General features: G+C 60.3%; 14 protein-coding genes and 1 pseudogene. 10 read left to right on the top strand and 5 right to left on the bottom strand.

Features of this window, described 5'->3' with window-relative positions; translation table 11 throughout:
• The 3 genes from M3I53_RS22165 to M3I53_RS22175 form a co-directional block, all read right to left on the bottom strand.
• Window positions 1-1565 (bottom strand): GMC family oxidoreductase (locus tag M3I53_RS22165; RefSeq protein WP_254317998.1); only part of this gene is annotated, 1565 nt, incomplete at its 3' end.
• Window positions 1566-2321 carry a gluconate 2-dehydrogenase subunit 3 family protein gene (locus M3I53_RS22170; RefSeq protein ID WP_254318101.1) on the bottom strand — a complete coding sequence of 252 codons (756 nt, stop codon included), beginning with the start codon at window positions 2319-2321 and terminating at the stop codon, window positions 1566-1568.
• Between the two features lie 924 nt (window positions 2322-3245).
• Window positions 3246-5027, bottom strand: coding sequence for a winged helix-turn-helix domain-containing protein (locus M3I53_RS22175; protein ID WP_254317999.1), 1782 nt, complete (start codon window positions 5025-5027; stop codon window positions 3246-3248).
• Window positions 5028-5489: 462 nt separating this feature from the next.
• On the opposite strand from M3I53_RS22175, the gene M3I53_RS22180 reads away from it, so the two are divergent.
• The 3 genes from M3I53_RS22180 to M3I53_RS22190 are packed head-to-tail and all read left to right on the top strand — an operon-like array spanning window position 5490 to window position 9554.
• Complete coding sequence (locus tag M3I53_RS22180; protein ID WP_254318000.1) at window positions 5490-8462, top strand: PAS domain S-box protein; 2973 nt, start codon at window positions 5490-5492, stop codon at window positions 8460-8462.
• Window positions 8462-8833: a response regulator gene (locus M3I53_RS22185; RefSeq protein WP_254318001.1), complete on the top strand. Its 372-nt coding sequence runs from the start codon at window positions 8462-8464 to the stop codon at window positions 8831-8833. Before M3I53_RS22180 ends, M3I53_RS22185 begins: the two co-directional genes overlap by 1 nt.
• A gap of 31 nt (window positions 8834-8864) precedes the next feature.
• Complete coding sequence (locus tag M3I53_RS22190; protein ID WP_254318002.1) at window positions 8865-9554, top strand: response regulator transcription factor; 690 nt, start codon at window positions 8865-8867, stop codon at window positions 9552-9554.
• A gap of 247 nt (window positions 9555-9801) precedes the next feature.
• Here the strand turns inward: M3I53_RS22190 and M3I53_RS22195 are convergent, their stop codons facing one another.
• A complete protein-coding gene (locus M3I53_RS22195; protein ID WP_254318003.1) occupies window positions 9802-10266 on the bottom strand; it encodes a hypothetical protein in 465 nt (154 codons plus the stop codon).
• Between the two features lie 581 nt (window positions 10267-10847).
• Between M3I53_RS22195 and cyoA the strand changes: the two genes are divergently transcribed.
• Genes cyoA through cyoD form a run of 4 tightly spaced genes read left to right on the top strand, consistent with a single transcriptional unit; the run spans window position 10848 to window position 14727 of the window.
• Window positions 10848-11753, top strand: coding sequence for a ubiquinol oxidase subunit II (cyoA, locus tag M3I53_RS22200; protein ID WP_254318004.1), 906 nt, complete (start codon window positions 10848-10850; stop codon window positions 11751-11753).
• A 7-nt stretch (window positions 11754-11760) separates the two neighbouring features.
• Window positions 11761-13758, top strand: coding sequence for a cytochrome o ubiquinol oxidase subunit I (gene cyoB, locus M3I53_RS22205; RefSeq protein WP_254318005.1), 1998 nt, complete (start codon window positions 11761-11763; stop codon window positions 13756-13758).
• A gap of 7 nt (window positions 13759-13765) precedes the next feature.
• A complete protein-coding gene (cyoC, locus tag M3I53_RS22210; RefSeq protein WP_375542566.1) occupies window positions 13766-14392 on the top strand; it encodes a cytochrome o ubiquinol oxidase subunit III in 627 nt (208 codons plus the stop codon).
• 2 nt (window positions 14393-14394) lie between these two features.
• Complete coding sequence (gene cyoD / locus M3I53_RS22215; protein WP_254318007.1) at window positions 14395-14727, top strand: cytochrome o ubiquinol oxidase subunit IV; 333 nt, start codon at window positions 14395-14397, stop codon at window positions 14725-14727.
• A 303-nt stretch (window positions 14728-15030) separates the two neighbouring features.
• Here the strand turns inward: cyoD and M3I53_RS22220 are convergent, their stop codons facing one another.
• Window positions 15031-15756: a DUF6436 domain-containing protein gene (locus M3I53_RS22220; RefSeq protein ID WP_254318008.1), complete on the bottom strand. Its 726-nt coding sequence runs from the start codon at window positions 15754-15756 to the stop codon at window positions 15031-15033.
• A 359-nt stretch (window positions 15757-16115) separates the two neighbouring features.
• On the opposite strand from M3I53_RS22220, the pseudogene M3I53_RS22225 reads away from it, so the two are divergent.
• The 3 genes and pseudogenes from M3I53_RS22225 to M3I53_RS22235 all read left to right on the top strand — a co-directional run.
• Window positions 16116-16373, top strand: a pseudogene (locus M3I53_RS22225) (DUF3331 domain-containing protein); the annotation flags it as partial.
• 242 nt (window positions 16374-16615) lie between these two features.
• A complete protein-coding gene (locus M3I53_RS22230; RefSeq protein WP_254318009.1) occupies window positions 16616-17059 on the top strand; it encodes a hypothetical protein in 444 nt (147 codons plus the stop codon).
• Window positions 17060-17801: 742 nt separating this feature from the next.
• A complete protein-coding gene (locus tag M3I53_RS22235) occupies window positions 17802-23846 on the top strand; it encodes a HAMP domain-containing protein (protein ID WP_254318010.1) in 6045 nt (2014 codons plus the stop codon).
• Window positions 23847-23853: the final 7 nt, after the last annotated feature.

A 23853-nucleotide genomic window follows, 5' to 3' on the forward strand; every position in this document is an offset into this window, starting at 1 on the left:
CCGCCCACGAGGTGAGTGGTCTGATAGCGGCGCGAGTCGAAGTGCGCGCCGAACTCGCGCGTGTAGACGTTGATGGCCTTCGGGCCCATCGCCTCGGCAATCTTCTGCATCTGGCCCGTCACGTACCGCGCCATCTTGATGTCGTTGTCCTTCCAGTCGAAGGTCATGCGCAGGAGCGGCTGGCCGTACGAATCGCGATAGGTCGGATCGAGGTCGAGGTACACGTCGCGGTACGACATGTTGGAGCCGTGCGCGTCCATCGAAATGGTGTGCGCGTAGTGGTCCTTCACGGCCTTCTTCCAGCCTGCTCCCCAGTTCGGCGTGCCCGCGGGCGTGGCGATGCCGCTGATCGGCTTCACGCCCGCCTGGTTCACCCACAGCGGCGAGCCGCCCACGAAGCCGGGCGGCCCGTGGTCGAAGTTGTCGGCGTTGAAGTCGTCCACGGCCACGCCGTTGCCGCCCGCGCCGATGAACGGGTTCGTCCACGTGTCCTTGTCGAAGAACGCCGTGATGGTCGAGAGGTTCTGATAGGCGAAGTTGCGGCCCACCACGCCCTCGCCCGAAACCGGGTCATAGGGCTTGCCGATGCCCGAGAGCAGCAGCAGGTGCACGTTGTGATACTGGAACGCCGAGACGATCACGAGATCGGCAGGCTGGAACACTTCCTGGCCCGCCGGATCGATATACGTCACGCCCGTGGCGCGTTTTTTGGTGTCGTCGAGTTCGACGCGCAGGACGTGGCATTTCGAGCGCAGTTCGAAGTGCTTTTCCTGCTTGAGCGCGGGCAGGATGTTGAGGTTCGGCGAAGCCTTCGAGTACATGTAGCACGCGTAGCCGCTGCAGAAGCCGCAGAAGTTGCACGGACCCATCTGCACGCCATAGGGGTTCGTGTACGGTCCCGACGTGTTCGCCGAAGGCAGGCGGTAGGGATGCAGGCCGAGAGACTTCGACGCGTCGAAGAAGCGCTGCGCCGAATAGGTATTCAGTTGCGCGGGCAACGGGAAATTGTCGCTGCGCGCGGCTTCGAACACATTGCCGTCGCCGACCACGTTGCCCTTCACCTTGTACGCCTGGCCCGAGGTGCCGAACACCTTCTCCGCGAAGTCGAAGTGCGGCTCCAGTTCGTCATAGGTGACGCCGTAGTCCTGGATCGTCATGCCTGCGGGGAGGAACTTCTTGCCGTAACGCTCTTCGTAGTGGCTCTTCAGGCGCAGCTCTTCAGGCGTGATGCGGAAATGCACGCCCGACCAGTGCAGGCCCGCGCCGCCCACGCCTTCGCCGGGCAGAAACGCGGCGAGCTGGCGGTAGGGCAGGGCCGTGTCGTTCACGCCGTGGCGGATCGAGACAGTGGTCTTCGAAAGATCGAGGAAGAGCTTCTTGCGGATGTTGTACGTGAGCTCGTCGATGGTGTTGGGATACGCGCCGTCCGGGTAGGTGTCGCGATACTCGCCGCGCTCGAGCGCGACCACGTTCAGGCCCGCTTCGGTCAGCTCCTTCGAGAGGATCGCGCCGGTCCAGCCGAAGCCGACCACGACGGCATCGACGTGAGGTTTTTTGATCGCCATTTACGTACGCTCCCCGTTGATCGAGACCGGGCCGTACGGATAGGGCTTGCCGTTCTGGTTCACGAAATCCATGAAGTCGGCGCGTGCGCCGGGAAAGCCGATCATTTTCCACGCGGCCATGTTGCGGTTGCCGCCGTGGATCGGGTCGCAGAAGTAGCCTTCGCGCGTGTTCTGCAGCAACTGGCCGAAGAACACGGAGGCCGGCACGCCGTCCAGTTCGACCTTGCCCGCCTCGAGCGCGGTGAGCACGCTGTCGCGCGTGCTGGCGTCGAGCGCGTCGAAGTCCTTGCCGTAGGCCTTCGCGCAGTAGGCGTTCACGGCCTGGATGCCGAGCCGGTAGATGTCGCGCGGCACGAGCTTCAGCTGGTAGCCGAGTTCGGGCACGCCTTGCTGGAACGGCCCCTGCATGTACCAGAGCGCGCCGTGCGCGTAGGGCGTGTCCATCTGCCTGTCGATGAATTCGGGCACGCCGGCTTCCAGCGCGCCGGGGCCTTCGGAGTCGGCGGGAATCAGACGGTCGGTGGCGGCTTCGAGAAAGGCCCACTCGCGCGCGTCGAAGAAGCGCGGTTTGTAGTCTCCGTGGGCTTGATGCGCCGCGCCTGCGGACCCGGAAGGCTGGGCGCCTTGCTGCGCAGTACCGGAGGAAGCCTGCGAGCCGCGTTCGCAGCCGGCAAGCGCTCCTGCGGGAACCAGGACCGCCGCCGTACGCAGGAAGCCGCGGCGTGATGTGAGAGGAGAGTCTGACATAGTTGAAATCCGTATCAAGACTGTGCAGCCGGTTTCGACCGAGGCGGCAACGGGGATTGGCTCATGAACTGTGTGAAATGCTCAACGCGCCGCGCTGGATGCTGTGCGTGGATGCATGCTGCGTTCGCTGCCGCTCGCGTCCGCACATCAGGAGCGAGTATTAACGGCAGGCACCTTCCTTGCCTGAGACGCTCGGAGGAATCCAATTCGTAGATCTTCCCGTTCTTTTGACTTTCAATTTCGTAGTGCGAATTAAGAAACTCGCCTCAATAAAGTCGATTCTCGGCAGCGTGACCATAATCAGCAGTGCGCCGATGAGCGCGAACTGAAACCCAATCCTTATATCCCCAGTCAACGGAGACGACACTCCCTTGCGGCACTAGATTGCCCATGAAACTCAGAGGTATGTCTGCTCGAGGAGATTCGGTCCACTAAGCGGGGAGATACTCCACGTCGCAACGTCAATGGCTTGACAGAACATTAGTCTCTCGGCTTGACTCAGTCGGCCGCCTTCGTTAAACCCGCGAAAAGGCTTCCGCCTACGAGCCAATCTAGAGTAAGGCGAGCGAAGACGCAAATACACTTTGGGTTACATACGACATGACGCCGCTACCTGTCGACACATAGATGTAGGTAAACCATTGTGCAGTGGGCCGTTTGAGAGAGCTGGCTTAACTCGACGGCCCGATGGCTTGTCTGATGGCACTGAAGGAACTGCTCTAGACGTTGGTCAACGAGAAGGCGGCGCGGGGGCTCCGTAAAGTCAATCGAACGGCGCCACTCGTCGGTCGCCTGAGTTGCGCAGAGTGACGGCACGTGTGTGTATGACGACTGCCGGGCGCCTCGCGTACTGGCAGAGACGGCAAATACATTCGGCTTGTCCGTAGAGATGACACTGCTGTAGTTGTGCAGGCAGCCATGCGCAACCTACAATCATTCCCGCGCACGTAGCTCTTGCGTAGCCGTCAGTGGCGGTTGATCGCGCAACCAGTCACTGCGCCCCATTTGCGCAATGATTTCGCAAAACTCGGGGTAACGGTACAACCGGTATGACAAAGGAAAATATCGGGAGAAGAAAAAGAAGTTGGCGTCGCGGATTTCGTACGCTTCGCGGGCGTAGCGAATCGCCTCGTCCTTCCTCGCCACCGCGCAAGCCGCGATAGCGAGTGACGTCGGCGTCACATATTCACGGCGGGATCGGGCCTGCATTTCGGCGCAAACCGCGTCGGCCTCAGTGGCTTTGCCCCAACTTGCGAGGGCCACGGCAAGCCACGCCATAGACCAAGGGTGCCGGCCGGACATGGCCAAGGCCGATTCTCCCGCCGCGATGGACGCTTCGAACTGGCCATTCGACAGCAGAGCCATCTGCAGCACCCAGTTAGCAAGGAAGCTCTCGGCATCGAGATGGACGGCGCGTCGGCTGACCTCCACGCCTTCAGCGGTTTTGCCTGCGACAAGACAGGTCAGTGCGTATAAGGCGTGTGCGTAGGCTGATAGGGGGTCCGATTTCAGGGCTAACTTCGCTTGCTCCATTCCCTCCGCCAGTCGCCCTTCAGAGAACTGGAGATAAGCGCTTCCGTACCAGCCGAGTGCCGAGATGTACTTCGGATTCAGTTGCAGCGCGCAAAGAAACTCACGCTCGGCTTCCGCCGAGTTCCAGCCCCAGATGAGGGAGGCGAGAGCCAAGGTGCAGTGAGCTTCGGCGAGCGATGGATCCAGTGCCACCGCGTGTCGAGCGGCCTCGATTGCCTTTGGCATGAAAGCCTGAGGAGCCGCAAAACCGTAGAAGCAAAGCATCGAGTAGCAATCGGCAAGATCTGCCCACGCCAGTGCATAGCCTGGATCGAGATCCACGGCCCGCTGGCAACAGGCGAGGGCACGGGAAATGGCGGGGCCCCTTTTGTAGAGCAGAGCGTGACCCTTCAGGTAGGACTCGTAGGCCTCGAGATTTGGGGTTCCAGGGTTCACCAGGCTTCTTGAACCCCACGGGAACGTGAACTTCAACCGCTGGACGATCGCTTGTGCAATCTCCTCCTGAATTGCAAACACATCCTTCAGCTCACGGTCATAGCGCTCCGACCAGAGATGATATCCGTCCACCGCAGACACGAGCTGCGCCGTGATACGCAGACGGTTATCCGCTCTGCGCACACTTCCCTCGAGAACGGTGCGCACGTTCAGTTGCTCGCCAACAATGCGCAGGTCGATGTGCTTACTCTTGAACGAGAAGGCGGAGCTTCGTGCCACGACGTGAAGCTCCGGGATCTGGGCGAGCGCGTCGATGATTTCCTCGGTGATTCCGTCGGCAAAATATTCGTGCTCCGGATCTGCGCTCATGTTGATGAACGGTAGTACCGCAATGGAATCGTTTACCACGCGCTCAGTGTGGGCAGGCGGGGCGCTGCCTGCAGTTACCGGTGCGACCAGTCGATAACCTCGTTTCGAGATTGTCTCGATGACGCGGGGATTGCGGGCATCGTCGTCGAAGGCGCGGCGTAGCTCGGCGATGCAGCGCTTCAATACATCCTCGCTTACCACGATCTTGGGCCACACGGCTTGAAACAGCTGCTCTTTGGAAACCGTCTCTCCGGGGTGCCGGGCCAGGCACACCAGGACTTCCATTACCTTCGGCTCGACGCGAACGATCCCGCCCAGGGATGAGATGCTGTTGAGGCTGGGGGTGACCACCCAGTTCCCCACTTGGAGGTCGTCCATCGGGTCTCTCCTCCAGCCGGCCGGTTATCAGAATTATAGCTTTGCTGAATAACGTCCGCACGAGCGTGCCCTACGTCGAGGCGCTATACGGCGAGTCGCGACGGCTGCCATCAAGGCTCCATCGGCATCATTAAACGCTGGCCAGAAGAATACGCGATGTCGAACGCGTTCGAAGCTGCGATCCACGTCGCGCCATACGAGAGGATCGTCGTCGACAAGGACCTTGAGTGCAGGATCGACGGCGAGATCGACGCGCATCGGATTCGAGTTATGCCACCTGGGGCTCGGATCGCCGAAAGCCGTCCTCACCAAAATTCCACCTCAACATCACCGTCTCCTCACGACTTCAGGCATATCCAGACTAACAATAGTCGCATCGGAACGACTTATTTTGAAGGGAATATTTAATTTTTCGCGAGCAGAAGCGCGAAGCGAACTCGCCGACCGCCGCTCCGGCTGTTGGTGCCGACCGGGACGCGCCAGGCGGGCATATCGTTCGACGAAATCCGGGATGCCGGGCTGGCATTCACACGCTTTGGCGACGGGCGATCGATGACGCCCAGACGCATCGCGCACCGACTCGGGCGCAAATCGGAAAAGTTCGCGCTGGCAGCGCGCCTGGAGAGAAGAACCACGATGGAAAATGAGCTCAGTCGTACTGTGGATGCGCTCCCGGGCCTGGTATGGACCGCACTGCCGGACGGCCGCATTGAATTCGTCAATCGCCCATGGTGCGAATATACGGGGCTTTCCGTCGAGCACGCGTGTGACGAGGGCTGGCAGTCGGCGATCCATCCCGATGACCGACCCGCACTGCTTGAGACCTGGCGAGCCGTCATTGCTTCCGGTGTGCGGGGCGAGGCGGAAGCGCGGATGCGTCGCTTTGATGGCACCTATCGCTGGTTTCTCTGCCGTGTCGGCCCAGTCGTCGACGCTGCCGGAAAAGTCGTGAAGTGGTGCGGGATCAACACGGATATCGAGGACCGTAAGCAGGCCGAAGCTGCCCTGCGGGCACACGAGGAGCGCTTTCGGCTCATCGTGGACGGGCTGCCTACGCGTGTGATTCTCTTTACGCCGGAGGGAGAGGTATTTCAAGCCAACCGCCATACGCTCAAATATTCAGGCGCGACGGTTGAAGAATTGAAGCAGTGGACTGGCAGAGACTTTACCCACCCAGATGATCGGCGTGCGACTGTTGCCCGATTTTATGCGTCGATCAGAACCGGCGAGCCTTACGATTTTGAGTCCCGTCATCGTCGCGCTGACGGCGTTTATCGATGGTTTCGCGTACAAGGCTTTCCGTTGCAGGACAAGGAGGGGCGAATCGCTCTCTGGTACTTCCTGCAGACAGACATCGACGACCGGAAGCGAGCCGAGGCGTTGCTTGCGGGCGAGAAGCGCCTGCTCGAAATGGTCGCCATGAACCTGCCTTTGCCCACGGTTCTCGATGACTTATGCCGGCTGGTCGAACAGATCGCGAGCGACTGCTTCTGCAGCATCGCGTTGATCGAACCCAGCGATATGTCATTCCAGCAGGTGAATGCGCCAGGCCTCGCCTTGACCTACACCTATCCTTCGAGTGGCGGCCGCGTCCACCTGGACTTGGGACCTTGCGGATTAGCAGCGTCGCTCAGCGAGCAGGTCATCGTATCGGATATCGCGTCCGAGTCACGTTGGCCCACGGCATGGCGCGATCTGAGTCTCGCGCACGGTCTGCGCGCGTGCTGGGCGACGCCGATCCTGTCGCGTACAAACGAAGTGCTGGGTACATTCACGATATTCCGGTCGGAACCTGGAACCCCCACTGCGTTTCAATCCGATCTCACAGGGCGGCTTGCACACCTTGCGAGTATTGCGATCGAGCGTGCACGGAGCGAACTCGCACTGAAGCGAAGTGAGGAGCGTTTCCGTGCGATCGTTGACACGACACTGGACTGCGTGACGGTCCTCGCAAACGACGGAACGGTATTGTGGGTCAATTCGGCTGCACGCCGCGCTTTGGGACCGATGCGTGCGGAAGGCGTGATCGGAGCGTGTTACTTCGATTTCGTGGCTCCTGAACATCGCGCGCGGTATGTCGAGTTCAACAGAAACATTTGCTCGGGGAAGGATGGCGTCCTGGAGTTTGACTTCATCTCGCCACACTGCAAGCGACGGCACCTCGAAACCCATGCCGCGCCGATGCACGACTGCGACGGCGCGATCGTGCAACTGGGCGTCACGCGCGATATCACGGCACGCAAGCAGGCGGAGGAGCAAATGCGCAAGAGCGCGGCGCTGATGGCCAAAGTGGAGCAGCTCACCTTGAGCGGAAGCTTTAGCTGGCGCCCGGAGACCGGTTCATTCACCTGGTCGGAACAGCTCTATCGAATCTTCGGCGTCGAGCCAGGTGTGAGGATCACGCTGGACACGATCGCCGCGCGAGTCCACCCTGGCGACCTTCATCTACTGCACGAAATGATCGAGCGGGCGAAAGACGGCCAGCACCTGGAGTTCGAGCACCGCTTGCTGCGGTCCGACGGCTCGGTCAGGTATCTGCGCATACAGGCTCATGCCACGCATAACCCGCAGGGCTGGCTGGACTACATCGGCGCTATACACGATGTCACCGAGCGCCGCGAGTCCGAAAAAGCGCTCTACGGCCTGCGCGTCGAACTAGCCCACGCAAGCCGGGTCAACAGCCTGGGAGTGCTGACCGCCTCGATTGCACACGAGATCAACCAGCCGCTGGCCGGCATCATGACCAACGCCAGCACAGGCTTGCGCATGCTGAGCGCCCAGCCGCCGAATGTCGAGGGTGCGCTCGGGACCGTGAAGCGCACGATCCGGGATGGACACCGCGCCTCGGAGATGATGACGCGTCTGCGCGCAATGTTCAGCAAGAAAGCGTTGACGAAGGATGCCGTCGATCTGGTCGAAGCCGCAAACGACGTCATTGAGCTACTGCGCGCAGAGATGCGCAACAAGCGGATCGTGCTACGACTGGAAACTGCCGAAAACCTGCCGCCGGCCACAGGCGACAGGGTCCAGCTTCAGCAGGTGGTGCTGAACCTGCTTCTCAACGCCGTAGAGGCGATGAATGGCATCGATGATCGCCCACGGCAAATGCTGGTCAAAATAGAGCGCGAGGATGGCGACCACGTGCGACTTGCTGTCACTGATTCCGGCGTGGGCATCGAGCCGCAGAATGCGGGCAGGCTGTTCGACGCGTTTTTTACGACCAAGAGGGAAGGGATGGGCATCGGGCTGTCCGTATGCCGACGCATCATCGAGAGCCACGGTGGCCGCTTGTCGGCCACCTCGAATGAGCGCTTTGGTGCGACGTTTTCATTCTCGCTACCGTCTCGAGCCGAATTCGAGGCGCCCGCGGACCGTTCTGTCAATAAGAGCTTGCCGGTGCGCCCGGACGCAGAGCAGTTCGTGAGCGACCTGTGATGGCCGAACGCTCGCTTATCGCGGTGGTCGACGACGACGAGTCGGTGCGCGAATCGCTGCCTGACCTGTTGCGCGAGTTCGGCTTCGCGGCGCAGGCCTTTGCTTCGGCAGAGGCGTTCCTGGCCTCCAGCTGTGTGGGTGAGGCGCACTGCCTGATCCTCGATATGTGCATGCCCGGCATGTCCGGCCGAGAGCTGCAGCGCGAACTGGTGCGACGCTGGCACACGGTTCCTATCGTCTTCATTACAGCGCATGGAGATGAAGCCCTCCGCCCACGCGTGTTAGAGCAGGGTGCCGTTGAATGTCTCTTTAAACCATTCAGCGACACTGCGCTACTCGGCGCGATCCGGGCCGCGCTCCACCTCAAATGATCCATCCGGGTGCCTACGAATGGAGTTCTCAGTGACACCAGCCCTAGTAGTTGAACGTGAATCGGAATTCTCGCCGGCGCAAGCCACACCGATCGTCTTCGTCGTCGACGACGATATCTCGGTGCGTGAGGCAATCGAAGCCATGATCCACTTTGCCGGTCTCAGAGCAGAGACGTACACCTGCGCACAGGACTTTCTCAAGCGCCCTCGCGTTAAGGCGCCGAGCTGTTTGGTGCTGGACGTCATGCTTCCCGATCTCAGCGGCCTCGACCTTCAGAGTCTCATTGCCGCCGAGCGTACCGACACGCCGATCATCTTCATCACCGCCTTCGGCGACGTGCCGATGACAGTGCAGGCCATGAAAGCTGGCGCGATTGAATTTTTCACCAAGCCCTTTGACGACCAGGTCCTGCTCGATGCTATCCGGAACGCCATCGAGCGCAGCCGCGTGGCATTGAGCGAGGAAGCCGGGCTGCAGTCGATCAGGGATCGCCACGCCTCACTCAGTGGGCGCGAGCGCGAGGTCATGGCGTTGGTCGTGACCGGGCTTTTGAACAAGCAGGTGGCGGCCGAGATGGGCATCGTAGAAATCACCGTAAAGATGCACCGCAGGCAAGTCATGCGAAAGATGAACGCCCGCTCGCTCGCTGAACTCATAGGCATGGCGCGAAGACTTTTTCCCGACGGTGCGCCAAAGGCCGCGCTGCAAAACATCGCGTAAGGCGGTCCGCATACCGCCGGAAGACTACGCGAGCGACCTGACCATGCACCCGCAGGCTGTGTGCGCTCCGGTCGCCGTTCCTCCCGGTAGGCTAGCGACGCGTTCGAGCATCGCTCCGGGAGAGTCAGGCACGAATGCCGCGCAGCGTTCCTGCGAGCGATCGCACGTACGGGGCATGGTCTGACGTGCAAGTGTCGACGCTGCCCGCCTGGCACGCTGCCTCGGCCGATCCAATCGAGGACGAAGCTCATGTTTGGTCGTCGGTCGTTCGCTTTCTTACGCTCAGATGGGCGTCAACGCTTCCTCCTGCCGACGACGCGATGGCGAACGATGCAACGCACGCTGCTTTGCCAATGCACTCAACCGTCGAGAAGACTGCTATGGCAACGCAGCGCGTGTACTCGAGGGGTAATGCCGGTGCTATCGCGAACGCGCCCACGCCGCAGATGAACGTGAAAACCTGACGGGCAAAGCGCAGGTTGGCGATGGCGGCGGTACCGATGAGGCCGAGCAGTACTTTCGACACCACCAAGGCGAGCAGACCGTTGGGATCGATCGAGCCGCCGAGTTCCAAAGGAAACTCGACTACCGCCCAGCTGCAGACAGCAATGACAAACGCGTTGTACAGCAGGTCACATTTTTGCGCGAACCGAACGGGATTTTTTTGAACACGTGCGGACAGAGCGTCCTTATAGTCTATCGAGTCGTTCATGTTGGCTGTCTTCTCGCAATCCACTTGAAATCCTCCTCTTGGCGGGATACATGTCCATATCGCGCTCCCGCCATGGAGACAAACTACGTTCGATGGATGAAGCAGGCAATGCTTTTAAAGGGCGGAGCGCTCCCGCCACGGCGCTAGCGACACTGAACAGCGCATATGCATACGGCGGGCATCTACGGGGAATTGCCTCCTGCAGAGATGCCGCCATGTGTGGACGTCGGGGAAAATCTGCGTGTTGAGCGTCGGCTTGTGAACGAATTTATGGCATGCCCAATTCGGACGCAATGACACTTTGGATGAGGGGGAAGCGAAACTTGCTCCCGTCGATGCGGCGATGTCCCCACACCATTGTGCATTTGAGTCGCTCGCCGCCTTGCGCTTACCATCTCTCTGGAAGGCGACTTTCAGGACGACTTGCCAGGTAATCACTGCGGCAACGCGGCTCGATGATTCGGTAGGCCGGGCAGGCACATCGAACGCGCTATCAAAATGACGTTCCTCTGTGGATCCTGCAGTCTTCCTTCGCCCCTTTCCATGCCCCTCACAGAGCGGCCATAGAGCAAGGTTCCCGTATGAGAGAGATCTGCCGGAAATTTTTTCGTTTTGGCGTACTAATCGTAGGACTGTCAAGCCTCGGTGGCTGCGGATGGGTGCTGCTCAACTCGAAGGGCAGTGTTGGGCTTCAGGAGCGTGACCTCATCGTCCTGTGCACCGGATTAATGCTAATCGTGGTTTTGCCGGCGATCGTGCTGACCTTTGTCTTTGCATGGCAGTATCGGGCGGCGAACCACAAGGCGAGGTATATGCCAGAGTGGGCGCATTCCACGCGGATCGAAGCCGTGGTCTGGGGTATCCCGATACTGATCATCGTCACACTCGCGACCATCGTGTGGAAATCGACGAACGCATTGGATCCGTACCGGCCGCTCGACGTGCCGGGCCAGCCCATCAACGTCGAAGTCATCGCCACCGACTGGAAGTGGATCTTCATCTATCCAGACCTCGGCATTGCCACAATCAATCAGCTGGTCTTCCCCGCACATCGCGAGGTGGCGTTCAGCATCACCTCGAACTCAACGATGGGGACGTTCTTCATTCCCCAACTTGGCGGCCAGATCTACGCGATGGCGGGCATGCGAACCCAGCTGCACCTCATGGCAAATGAGGAGGGGAAGTTCCGTGGTATGTCGGGTAATTTCAACGGACCCGGCTTCTCCGACATGAAGTTCATTGCAACCGCCACCAGCGAGGATGACTTCCAGCGCTGGGTGAAGCAGGTCCAGACCTCACCTAACCGGCTCGATTTCAACACGTTCCAGAAAGTGGCAACGCCCAGCCAGGGAACCGCCGTAGTGCAATTCTCGCGGGTCCAGCCAGGTCTTTTCAGGGCTGTGATCGACCAGTTCGTTGCTCCGGGAGCGGATGCCGCGGCACATACGGCTCTCAACTTCAGCGCTTCGTCGAAAAGAGAGGAGTAACCCATTCATGTTCGGCAAATTGACATGGGCGGCCGTGCCATTGCACGAGCCCATCATCGCGGTCACCCTGGCGGGCATCGCGGTAGGTGGAGTGGCGGTTCTGGCCGCGATCACCTGGTTCCAAAAATGGGCGGTGCTCTGGGACGACTGGATTACCACGGTTGACCATAAACGCATTGGCGTCATGTACATCTTCGTGGCAATCGTGATGCTGGTCCGCGGCTTTGCCGACGCCATCATGATGCGCACGCAGCTTGCGCTCGCCGGGCCCGGGCACTCGGGCTACCTGCCGCCGCATCACTATGACCAGATCTTCACGGCGCACGGCGTGATCATGATCTTCTTCGCGGCTACGCCGTTCGTCGTGGGCCTGATGAACATTGCCGTGCCGCTTCAGATCGGGGCCCGTGACATGGCGTACCCCTACCTGAACGCCTTCAGCTTCTGGTTGTTCATCGTGGGTGTCGTGCTCGTCATGCTGTCGCTCGGCGTAGGCGAATTCGCGCAGACAGGTTGGGTCGCCTATCCACCGTTGTCGGACATAAAGTTCAGTCCGGGAGTGGGGGTGGACTACTACATATGGGCGCTACAGGCATCCGGTCTGGGAACGCTGTTGACGGGCGTGAACCTCTTCGTGACCATTCTCCGGATGCGCGCGCCGGGGATGACGCTGATGAAGATGCCGATCTTCACGTGGACGGTGTTCGTCACCAGTGTGATCATCATTGCCGCCTTCCCGATCCTGACCGTCGCGCTGGCAGCGCTTGCGCTTGATCGCTACCTGGGCTTCCATTTTTATACGAATGAACTCGGTGGCAATCCGACCATGTACGTCAACCTTATATGGGCGTGGGGACACCCAGAGGTGTACATCCTCGTTCTCCCGTCGTTCGGGATTTTCTCCGAGGTTACCTCGACGTTCGCCCGCAAGAAGCTGTTCGGCTACAAGTCGATGGTGGGCGCGACGCTGGCAATCGGCGTCCTGTCGTTCCTCGTCTGGCTGCATCACTTCTTCACGATGGGTTCGGGCGCGGACGTCAACAGCTTCTTCGGTATTATGACGATGATCATCGCGGTTCCGACCGGCGTAAAGATCTTCACGTGGTTGTTCACGATATACCGCGGGCGCGTCGAGTTCTCGACGCCCATGCTCTGGACACTGGCGTTCCTCGTGACGTTCACGATTGGTGGCATGACCGGCGTGCTGCTCGCGATTCCGGGGGCCGACTTCCTGCTTCACAACAGTCTGTTCCTCGTCGCCCACTTCCACAACACGGTCATCGCCGGTGGGTTGTTCGGCTATTTCGCCGGTTTGAACTACTGGTTCCCGAAGGCCTTCGGCTTCAGGCTCAATGAACGTCTAGGCAAGTATTCGTTCTGGTGCTGGGTCATCGGTTTTTATCTCGCATTCATGCCGCTTTACATGCTCGGCTTCATGGGCATGACCCGGCGCATCAATCACTACGATAACCCGGCGTGGACACCGTATCTCCAGGTCGCATGGGTGGGTGCGGTCTTCATCCTTGCGGGGATCGGCTTCCTCATCGCGCAGATTGTCGTCAGTATCCGCGAGCGCCAGCAGAATCTCGATGTCACCGGCGATCCGTGGAATGCGCGCACGCTGGAGTGGTCGACGCCGTCGCCGCCGCCGTTCTACAACTTCGCCGTGGTGCCGCACGTGGATGCTGTCGATGCCTTCCACGAGGCGAAGAAGCGCGGACTACCGCCGCGCCCGACCCAATACGAGCCGGTTCATATGCCGCGCAGCACCGGTATGCCGTTCATCCAGAGCGTATTCGTCCTTTTGCTGTGCTTCGCGCTGATCTGGCACATCTGGTGGCTCGCGGGTGCAAGCTTCGTTACCACGATCGCGCTGGTGATCGTCCGCTCCTACAACGACGATACCGGTTACTACGTTCCGGGCGATGAAGTCGCGCGGATCGAACAAGCGCGCCTCGCTCCCATGACACGAGATCTGAAACATGTCGACGCACTCGCTGACTGAAACAACCATGCCCGCGAACGCGAACGCGAACGCGAACGCGAACGCGAACGCGAACGCGAACGCCCATGACGGCCACGACGCGGGCTCGCGCAAGGTGTTGGGCCTGTGGATCTACCTGATGTCCGACTGCATCCTGTTCGGTTCGCTGTTCGCGTCGTACGCGGTATTGAGCGGTGCGTTTGCAGGCGGGCCCGGTCCGAAGGACATCTTCGAGCTGCCATACGTGCTGGCCGAGACGTTCATGCTGCTGCTTTCCAGCATCACCTGCGGCTACTCGATGCTTGCCGTGCACCGGCGCGATCAGGGCGCCGTGCTACGGTGGCTGAGCCTGACCTTCATTCTTGGCGCCGTCTTCATCGGCATGGAGATACATGAGTTCCGTCACCTGATCTCGCTCGGCTTCGGGCCGCAGCGCAGCGGCTTCCTGTCAGGCTTCTTCGCGCTTGTCGGCACGCACGGACTGCACGTCGCATCCGGCCTGCTCTGGATGGCGGTGGTTCTGCATCAGGCGGCGACTAGAGGACTGACGCCCACGAATGTGACACGGCTGTCGTGCCTGAGCCTTTTCTGGCACTTTCTGGATCTGGTCTGGATCTGCGTATTCACGATTGTCTATCTCATCGGAGCATTCTGACCATGGCAAACCATGCGACTACCCGCGCCGGGCAAGCGCCCGGCAGCGCGAAGTCCTACAACACGGGCTTTACCCTCTCGATCGTCCTGACGGTCATCCCGTTCGCGCTAGTCATGCATCCGGTGCTGCCGCGCGCGACGACGCTGCTTGTGGCCGTGATATTCGCGGTCGTGCAAGTCGTGGCGCATCTTGTGTACTTTCTGCACATGGGCCGTTCGTCGGAGGGCGGCTGGAACCTGATCAGCTTCGTGTTCACGCTTGTGATCCTGTTTATCGTCGTGGCGCTCTCGGTCTGGATCATCTCCAGTATGCACTTCAACATGATGATCCATTGATTCATGGCGTGCGTACCTCCAAAGGATCGTGCGGCTGCAGCCGTTGCTTCGCATTGCCACATAGTCCGACGAGCGTTGGGGCGCACGCCGCTGGACACTACGGGTATCCAAAGACAAGCCGGATCACGTCGCCCCGGAAGTCGTTTAGCTTTCCTTAGTTCCGGCTGGTATCGCGCGATGGAATTTGCCCGGGCGCCTCGTCGACAGGTCAACGTCGTACAGCCTCTATGAGCTTGTTTTTGCCGCACTCCCAGAACGCGAGCAGGGGCACCGCCTGTCGTTAGTGCGATAAACGATCCGTTTCTATAGCTGCTGGCCGGGGATTGTATTCCACGGGCAATAGCAGCCGACTGCCACTATTGGTGAGGGTTCGACGTGTTGCCCGGCAACAAGCCTATCCAGGATCGGCTCCACAAAACTGTTGGCCGAGCTGCAGACAAGGCCGTTGCTGTAGGGTCCCGCGTAGGCAAGTTTTCCGTCCGCGGCCCAGATGGCGATCGCGGGGCTGGCTGCTATATGCTCCATTCCCTGGATTTCCGATAACGCTTTGAGCTTGCCTCGCAGGAAGGTTGGTAACTCGCCGCGAGTACCGGGCTTGCGCACGCTGTAGAAGTCAATATTCGCGCCTCTGAACATCGTGATGAGATAGTTCAAGTGGGCGTCGGTATTCTCGTTACAGCTTGCGCAGTCAGGGTCCCAGAAGTGCACGACACGAATGCGTCCGGTATTGCCTACCAGGTTCGAGGGTAGACGCAGGTCGGAGTCTTGAAAGAGAACAGCGTGATTCGAGTAATCGGTCGATCCACCGACGCCGAAGTATCGGAACAGTGCGAGGCCGGTTCCGATCAGAATGCATATGCAGGTACAGAGAAACAGGATGACCGGGCGGCGACGCAGCAGGGGAATGTTTGATTGAGGGCTGGCCTCGTCGTTGGCTGGAGACATGTGGCGAGAGAAGGGGTGTTGACGCTTGGGATCGGCGACGGCGCCCACCATAGACCGTGTGGTCGCCGGGTCGATGCCGCTCACTAAGCGCAGGAAGGCTTACGCCTGCGAGTGAATATAAGGCAGTCCATGCGTAGTCGCTATTACACTTTGGATTACATATGAACTGACACTCGTACCTCGGTACGAAGTTTCGATAAACCATTGTGCAATGGACCGACTCACCTCTTGCAACGTAGAGTCGCTGTCATGTCACGCTGTCCACTGAAGGCATTGTGTGCGTGTGACTTTCGCGTTCATGCGGGTCCAGATTGGCCTCGTGTTCCCGGCGTTAATCGGCTCCAACCTGTACCAACACGCGATTTCCCGCTGCGGGGTGATTGGCAGGACCCATGCGGGAGGGCACGCGAATCAGCTAACCGGCTTAATTCATGGAGCATCCAATGAGGACGAGAGAGTACGCTGCAGAAGACGTTGCACGAGTCCGGGTCGAAATTCTCGAACACTTTGAAAACACACTTCTTATCCGCTGGGTGGAGCCGGGGCGATGCCACTATGGCGAGCAGCGTTGGCGTCGGCGTACCGCGAGGGTGTCGGGAGTGTGCGTTGTGTCGAAACGAGCAATTAGACGCGGAGACGCCGTATTTCGCCCCGCCGAGCGGCCCGTCCCGCCTAACGGATCGGCAATGATCTCCGTGGAGGCGTTCACGCTATTCGATATGGCACCGAGAGAATCCCGGCTGGCGCGCGAACGCCGGCGACTGCCTCGCCAACCTCAATGTGAGGCCGCGGTGGGTGGGGAAGAGTCTATCGAGCGGGTGTAGCCGGCGCGAGACTTCGCAGCGTAAGAGCCAACTCAACGGGATCCGGATCCCGCGTGTGATCCGGATGAACTTCTGCAGATCCAACGCTGCGCCGCAGCACCGTTTCCTGGAGACTCGCATTGCGACACGGGAAAGCCTCTCTTGTGCTCCGACGTGTTGTTGTCGGTTTCGCCATCGTCTCGACTGTGAGTCACGCAAAAGAGATTGGTGGCAGGCTGGACTGCCATATCGGAGCCCATGACTTCATTGAGCAGTTGGTCGAAGAAAAGGAAATCGATCCAGTACCGATGGAAGTGGCGAGCAACTCGGTCAACGCGTATCGACTGAGGCCGAATCAGAACTTGACCGCACTCGGCTTCAAAGTCCGGGCTGTCTTTGGCTTTTCGCCGAACGATGAGATGTTCGCAGAGAGCGGCGGAGGTGATGTGTCCCACCCGGTCTATGGCGTTGTCGTCATGGCAGGGAAAGAGGCGGTTAGCGACCGCATTCGCGAAACTGGAAGCCCGGCGACAGTGAAGGAGGTCATGCCACTCGTCCTGTCGGCCGTCGTGTGTGAAAGATAGCTTGCCTTCGACCACACGTCACCCCTCAACCCGTTTGCGCTGTGCAGTCGAAAGGTTGTATGGCACTCGAAGGTCAATGCCGTTCCCCCTTCGTATGAAACCGAATTTCGTGCTGACCTGCTCAACGACCCGCTTACGGGATTGCGACCGAGATAGTCGTTGACTTTGCGATACTGCCCGCCGTAAGGATACTGTAACTACAGCTCGCGCTCTGATGTCTTGAATGTCGACGGAGTGAAGACTCTCGCGTGGGATCGGCTGCCCGAACCGAACCCACGTCCGGCGTGAATGGCAGGACGGGACCGGACGCGCTGGTTGCTGCCGAAGCCCTGATCAACGACGATCAGTGCCGCGTGCAGTAACCTCTTCAACGCGAGCCCGGGTTCCAGGGGCGACCATCCCAGGCACATACATGGCGATTTTCTACAAGCCTGCATGAGTAAAAACGCCTGACGGGGCGACAGGGTGCCGGGCGCGGGTGGGTCCGCGAAGAGGTCCTCCGTCACCCACCACTCCTTTTGCATGCCGGTCGCGCTTAGGTTTCCCGGATATCCACCCAGCGCCCCCCGCTGACTGCCAGCTGCGGGTACGCGTTTTGCTGTCGGGCGGATTGCGCTCCCCGTGCGTCCCAATCTTTCATTTCGCCCTGGCCCGCGGTCGCTCAAGAGCGGCCCGGGATCCCGTCGACTGGATCTGGACCGGCGGCGTCGGCTTCCCCTCTTTCATGGGCTTGAGGTGAATAATGGACGCTCCTGCGGTTACGACGATGGCGGCGCAAGACAACAACCTTGAGCGAATTGCCAGCACGCTGGCAGCCTTCCGGCGCGGTGATCCCTCTGTGCGGTTGCCTGACCACTGGGCGGGCACGTCAGGGGAAGTCGCGGCGGAATTCAATCTGCTTGCTGCTCAATGCGGAAGGATCTCGGTTCAGGTCCGGGACGTGGCGAGTGATCTGTCCGTGCACACGCCAGGCGACACCGGCCGGCGCCTGGCTGTCGAGGCCCTCGACGGCTTCTGGCTCGATCATGCTGCAAACGTCAATGCGATCATCCAGCGTGGCGAACCCGCCACCGAGCGCACAAAGACCGTGCTGCTCGCACTGAGCTCACTCAAGGATGGTGAAACGGCCGAGCTGCCGCCTGATTGGTCGGGTCTGCATGGCAGGCTGGCGCAGGTGTTCAATGAACTTGTCGCCCAGAACGTACGCATGTCGGAAGAACTCGCGCGTCTGAGCCGGGTCGTCGGAAAGGAAGGGCGCCTCAACGAACGTGCAGCATTGCCGGCCGCCCGCGGTTTCTGGCGCGAATCGGTAGATGCCGTCAACTCGCTCATCGCAGATCTGGTCCACCCCACGAGTGAGGTCGCCCGCGTGATCGGCGCTGTGGCGCAGGGTGACCTCTCGAAAAACATGGCACTCGAAGCCGATGGCCGCGCGTTGCAGGGGGAATTTCTCCGCACGGCGCGCACGATCAACACGATGGTTGAACAGTTGGGCACTTTCGCGGCAGAGGTCACGCGCGTGGCGCGCGAGGTGGGCACTGAAGGCAAGCTTGGCGGGCAGGCTGACGTCCAGGGCGTGGCAGGCACCTGGAAGGACTTGACTGACTCCGTCAATTTCATGGCGGGCAACCTGACCAGTCAGGTGCGCAATATCGCAGAAGTGACCATGGCTGTCGCCGCTGGCGATCTGTCGAAGAAGATCACGGTCGACGTAAAGGGCGAAATTCTCGAACTGAAGAATACGATCAACACGATGGTCGACCAGCTTCGCTCCTTCGCGTCAGAGGTGACGCGTGTCGCCCGCGAAGTCGGTACGGAAGGTCGGCTGGGGGGGCAGGCGGATGTCCAGGGGGTCGCCGGCACGTGGAAGGATCTCACCGACAACGTCAACTTTATGGCGGGTAACCTGACAAGTCAGGTCCGCAATATCGCGGAGGTCACGAAGGCCGTGGCTGCCGGCGACCTCTCGAAGAAAATTACAGTTGACGTCAAAGGCGAAATCCTCGAGCTGAAGAACACAATCAACACGATGGTGGATCAGCTGCGTTCGTTCGCCTCGGAGGTGACGCGTGTCGCCCGTGAGGTTGGCACCGAAGGCAAGCTCGGCGGACAGGCCGACGTGCAGGGCGTGGCCGGCACGTGGAAGGACCTGACCGACTCGGTCAATTCGATGGGCAGCAACCTAACCGCGCAGGTGCGCAACATTGCAGGGGTGACCACCGCAGTCGCCGCAGGCGATCTGTCGAAAAAGATTACGGTGGACGTGAAGGGCGAGATTCTCGAGCTCAAGAACACCATCAATACGATGGTGGACCAGTTGCGTTCATTCGCATCCGAGGTGACGCGTGTCGCCCGCGAAGTCGGCACGGAAGGCAAGCTCGGCGGTCAGGCCGACGTGCAGGGCGTGGCCGGCACGTGGAAGGACCTGACCGACTCGGTGAACTCGATGGGCAGCAACCTCACCGCGCAGGTCCGCAACATCGCCGAGGTGACCACTGCCGTTGCAGCCGGGGATCTGTCGAAGAAGATCACGGTGGACGTGAAGGGCGAAATCCTCGAACTCAAGAACACCATCAATACCATGGTGGACCAGCTTGGTTCGTTCGCCTCGGAAGTGACGCGCGTGGCGCGCGAAGTCGGCACCGACGGCAAGCTTGGCGGCCAGGCGAATGTGCAGGGGGTGGCGGGTACGTGGAAAGACCTGACCGACTCGGTGAATTCGATGGGCAGCAATCTCACCGCGCAGGTTCGAAATATTGCGGACGTAACGACAGCTGTCGCCGCGGGTGACCTGTCGAGGAAGATCACCGTTGACGTAAAAGGCGAGATTCTCGAACTGAAGGACACGATCAATACGATGGTGGACCAGCTGCGCTCTTTTGCCTCCGAAGTGACGCGCGTGGCGCGCGAGGTCGGCACGGAGGGCAAGCTCGGCGGTCAGGCCGACGTGCAGGGCGTGGCCGGCACCTGGAAGGATTTGACCGACAACGTGAACTTCATGGCGGGCAACCTCACGAGCCAGGTGCGCAACATTGCGGACGTGACCAAGGCTGTGGCAGCCGGTGACCTGTCAAAGAAAATCACGGTGGACGTCAAGGGCGAAATCCTCGAACTGAAAAATACCATCAACACGATGGTCGACCAGCTTGGCTCCTTCGCTTCGGAAGTCACGCGCGTGGCGCGCGAAGTCGGCACGCTCGGCAAGCTCGGCGGTCAGGCGGATGTACAAGGCGTAGCCGGTACGTGGAAGGACCTGACGGACAACGTGAATTTCATGGCGGGAAATCTCACGAGCCAGGTTCGCAACATCGCGGATGTGACCAAGGCAGTTGCGGCCGGCGATCTCTCCAAAAAAATCACGGTCGACGTAAAAGGCGAGATCCTCGAGCTCAAAAACACCATCAATACGATGGTCGATCAGTTGCGCTCTTTTGCTTCGGAGGTGACACGCGTCGCGCGGGAAGTCGGAACGGAGGGCAAGCTCGGTGGCCAGGCCGATGTGCAAGGCGTGGCTGGAACATGGAAGGACCTCACCGACAACGTGAATTTCATGGCGGGCAACCTGACGAGTCAGGTGCGCGGCATCGCCCGGGTCGTGACAGCGGTGGCAAACGGAGATCTTGACCGCAAGCTGACCGTCGAAGCAAAAGGCGAGATCGCAGCGCTCGCCGACACCATCAACAGCATGACCGACACGCTCGCGACCTTCGCGGATCAGGTGACCACGGTGGCGCGCGAGGTGGGCGTGGAGGGCAAGCTGGGTGGCCAGGCCAAGGTGCCCGGCGCCTCGGGCACCTGGAAGGGGCTCACCGAAAACGTCAACCAGCTTGCCGCGAACCTCACGACCCAGGTGCGCGCGATTGCCGAAGTCGCGACCGCGGTGACGCAGGGCGATCTGACACGCTCCATTACCGTGGAGGCGCAGGGTGAGGTGGCCGCGCTCAAGGACACGATCAACGAAATGATCCGTAACCTGAAGGACACCACGCAGGTCAATACGGAGCAGGACTGGCTGAAAACGAACCTCGCCAAATTCAGCCGGATGTTGCAGGGCCAGAAAGACCTTGTTGCGGTGGGCGAGCTGATCCTTTCGGAACTGGCTCCCGTGGTGGGCGTCCATCGGGCAGAATTCTACGTGCTCGATACGGCTACCAGCCCGTCATCGCTTCGCCTCACCGCGAGCTACGCCTCGGGCGGACGCGCTACGCATGGCAAGCAGATCCAGCCTGGGGAGGGTTTGATCGGCCAGTGCGCGGTCGAAAGACGCAAGATACTTCTGGAGCCGCCCGCAACGGAGCCGTTCCGGATCATGTCGGGGTTGCTCAGCGCGACGCCTCACAATGTGCTGGTGCTGCCTGTCGTGTTCGAGGCCAAGGTCAAGGGCGTGATCGAGCTTGCGTCGGTCGAGCGATTCAACCCCACGCATCAGGCATTTCTCGATCAGCTCACCGAAAGTATCGGCATTGTGATCAACACGATCGAAGCGAATTCCCGCACTGAGGACCTTTTGAAGCAGTCCCAAACGCTCGCCAACGAATTGCAGAGCCGGCAGGAGGAGCTTCAGCAAACCAACCAGCAGTTGCAGGAAAAAGCACACCTTCTCGCGCACCAGAACGAAGAAGTCGAACGCAAGAACGCCGAAGTGGAGCAGGCGCGCCAGGCGCTCGAAGAAAAAGCAAGCCAGCTGGCGCTGACCTCGAAATACAAGTCCGAGTTTCTTGCCAACATGTCTCACGAACTTCGCACGCCGCTGAACAGTCTGCTAATCCTTTCGGACAATCTGTGCAAGAACGCGGATGGCAACCTCTCGTCAAAACAGGTCGATTTCGCGAAAACCATTCACTCGTCTGGTAACGACCTGTTGATGCTCATTAATGACATCCTCGACCTTTCGAAGATCGAGTCGGGCACGGTGGTCGTGGACATCACCGAGCATCGCATTGAAGATCTCACCGTGTACGTCGAGCGCACGTTCCGTCATGTCGCCGAAGCCCGCAAGGTCGACTTCATGATCCATACGGGCACACAACTGCCCGTGTCTCTCCATACCGATCCGAAGCGCCTGCAGCAGATCCTCAAGAACCTGCTTTCCAACGCGTTCAAATTCACTCACGAAGGGCACGTCACGTTATCGATCGAAGAAGCCTTCGATGGCTGGACAATCGACAACGAGAGTCTGAATCGAGCGCATCAGGTCATTGCGTTTTCCGTGTCCGACACCGGCATCGGTATCTCCGCGGAAAAGCAGCAGATCATTTTCGAGGCATTCCAGCAAGCCGACGGCAGCACGAGCCGCAAGTACGGGGGCACAGGTCTTGGTCTCGCAATCAGCCGCGAGCTGTCCAAGCTACTAGGCGGGGAAATTCGGCTGATTAGCTCGCCTAACAAGGGCAGCACTTTCACCTTGTACCTGCCCTATGGGGACGAATCCGGCAAGCCAGTACGCAGAACAGTCAACCATGACGAGCCGCACAGTTCGATGCCCCTACCGCGTTCGCAAGCGCATTTGCAGGCGGCCCGTGACGCCGCCGTGCGTGAGCTTGTCACAACTGCGGTGGAGGAGGCCGGGAATCTCGTGGACGATACGCAGGATGATCGAGGCAGCATCGCGCGGGGCGATCGCGTGCTGTTGATCGTCGAGAACGACCGTCCCTTCGCCGAGTTTTTGCTCGATGCAGCGCGTGAAATGGGCTTCAAAGGCCTCGTCACGCCGTTGGGTTCCGTGGCGTTGACGCTTGCAGATCAGTTCAAGCCCGATGCCATTACGTTGGACCTGTTCCTGCCCGATATGGAAGGCTGGCGCGTGCTGTCTCGCCTGAAGCACGATCTTGCGACCCGTCATACGCCCGTTTGCGTGATCTCCACGGACGAGTCGCGCGAGCGCGCGTTCAGTTCCGGCGCCTTTGGCTTTCTGCCCAAGCCGATCCAGTCGCGCGAGCAACTCGACGAAGCGTTGGGGCGCCTGATGAAGTACGTGCAAGCCGACGCTCGCCGGCTGCTGGTTGCGCTGGCGCCAACGCCGCAGCGCGAAACGCTTTTGCAGCGCCTGGCGAGCGACCGGATAGCGCTGGAGTCGGCCGCGCCGGGTGAAGAAATGTTGAGCCGCCTCGCTTCGCAGCCGGCGGACGCACTGTTGGTGGACGTCGACGGAATGACCGGCGTGTCGCCTGACCAGCTGCATGAGGCGCTGTCCGGGCGCACCGCCTTCTCGCCGCTGCCGGTCGTCCTGATCGGCGAAAGGACAGCAATACCGGCACATTGGCTGCGAGCAGCCGAGCGGTACGTTGTCATTCCGGTATCAACCCCGGAGCGTCTGCTGGACACGACGGTCGCCGCCGTCCACGTGGGATCGTCCCGACTCGGCAAAGAAGCACAGGCGGAACTCGACAGCCTGATGGAGTCGGAACTCGCGCTGCACGGCAAAAAAGTGCTGATCGTCGACGACGACATGCGCAACATATTCGCGCTCGCGACGGTCGTCGAAGACTACGGAATGCGCCATGTTTGGGCGGACAACGGACGCGACGCGATCCGCCTTGTCGCAACAGACCCGGCAATCGACGCCGTGCTGATGGATATCATGATGCCCGAGATGGATGGCCTCATGACAATACGCGAGCTGCGCAAGCTGCCAGCGGGGCGAACCTTGCCGATCGTTGCCGTCACCGCCAAGGCAATGAAGGGCGACCGCGAACGGTGCATTGCAGCAGGCGCGTGGGACTACCTCTCAAAGCCGGTGGATCGCGGCGATCTGCTTGCCGTCCTGAACGCGTGGCTTCATCCGTAGGAGCTGG

Origin of the sequence: Paraburkholderia sp. CNPSo 3272, assembly GCF_024206495.1 — a bacterium.
Classification (GTDB): domain Bacteria; phylum Pseudomonadota; class Gammaproteobacteria; order Burkholderiales; family Burkholderiaceae; genus Paraburkholderia.

What these genes read in the sequence shown, in the direction of transcription:
- cyoC (WP_375542566.1), top strand. Translation starts at nt 13,766, where the DNA reads ATGCCCGCGAACGCGAACGCGAACGCGAACGCGAACGCGAACGCGAAC.
- M3I53_RS22195 (WP_254318003.1), bottom strand. Translation starts at nt 10,266, where the DNA reads ATGAACGACTCGATAGACTATAAGGACGCTCTGTCCGCACGTGTTCAA.
- cyoD (WP_254318007.1), top strand. Translation starts at nt 14,395, where the DNA reads ATGGCAAACCATGCGACTACCCGCGCCGGGCAAGCGCCCGGCAGCGCG.
- M3I53_RS22235 (WP_254318010.1), top strand. Translation starts at nt 17,802, where the DNA reads ATGGACGCTCCTGCGGTTACGACGATGGCGGCGCAAGACAACAACCTT.
- M3I53_RS22175 (WP_254317999.1), bottom strand. Translation starts at nt 5,027, where the DNA reads ATGGACGACCTCCAAGTGGGGAACTGGGTGGTCACCCCCAGCCTCAAC.
- M3I53_RS22185 (WP_254318001.1), top strand. Translation starts at nt 8,462, where the DNA reads ATGGCCGAACGCTCGCTTATCGCGGTGGTCGACGACGACGAGTCGGTG.
- cyoA (WP_254318004.1), top strand. Translation starts at nt 10,848, where the DNA reads ATGAGAGAGATCTGCCGGAAATTTTTTCGTTTTGGCGTACTAATCGTA.
- cyoB (WP_254318005.1), top strand. Translation starts at nt 11,761, where the DNA reads ATGTTCGGCAAATTGACATGGGCGGCCGTGCCATTGCACGAGCCCATC.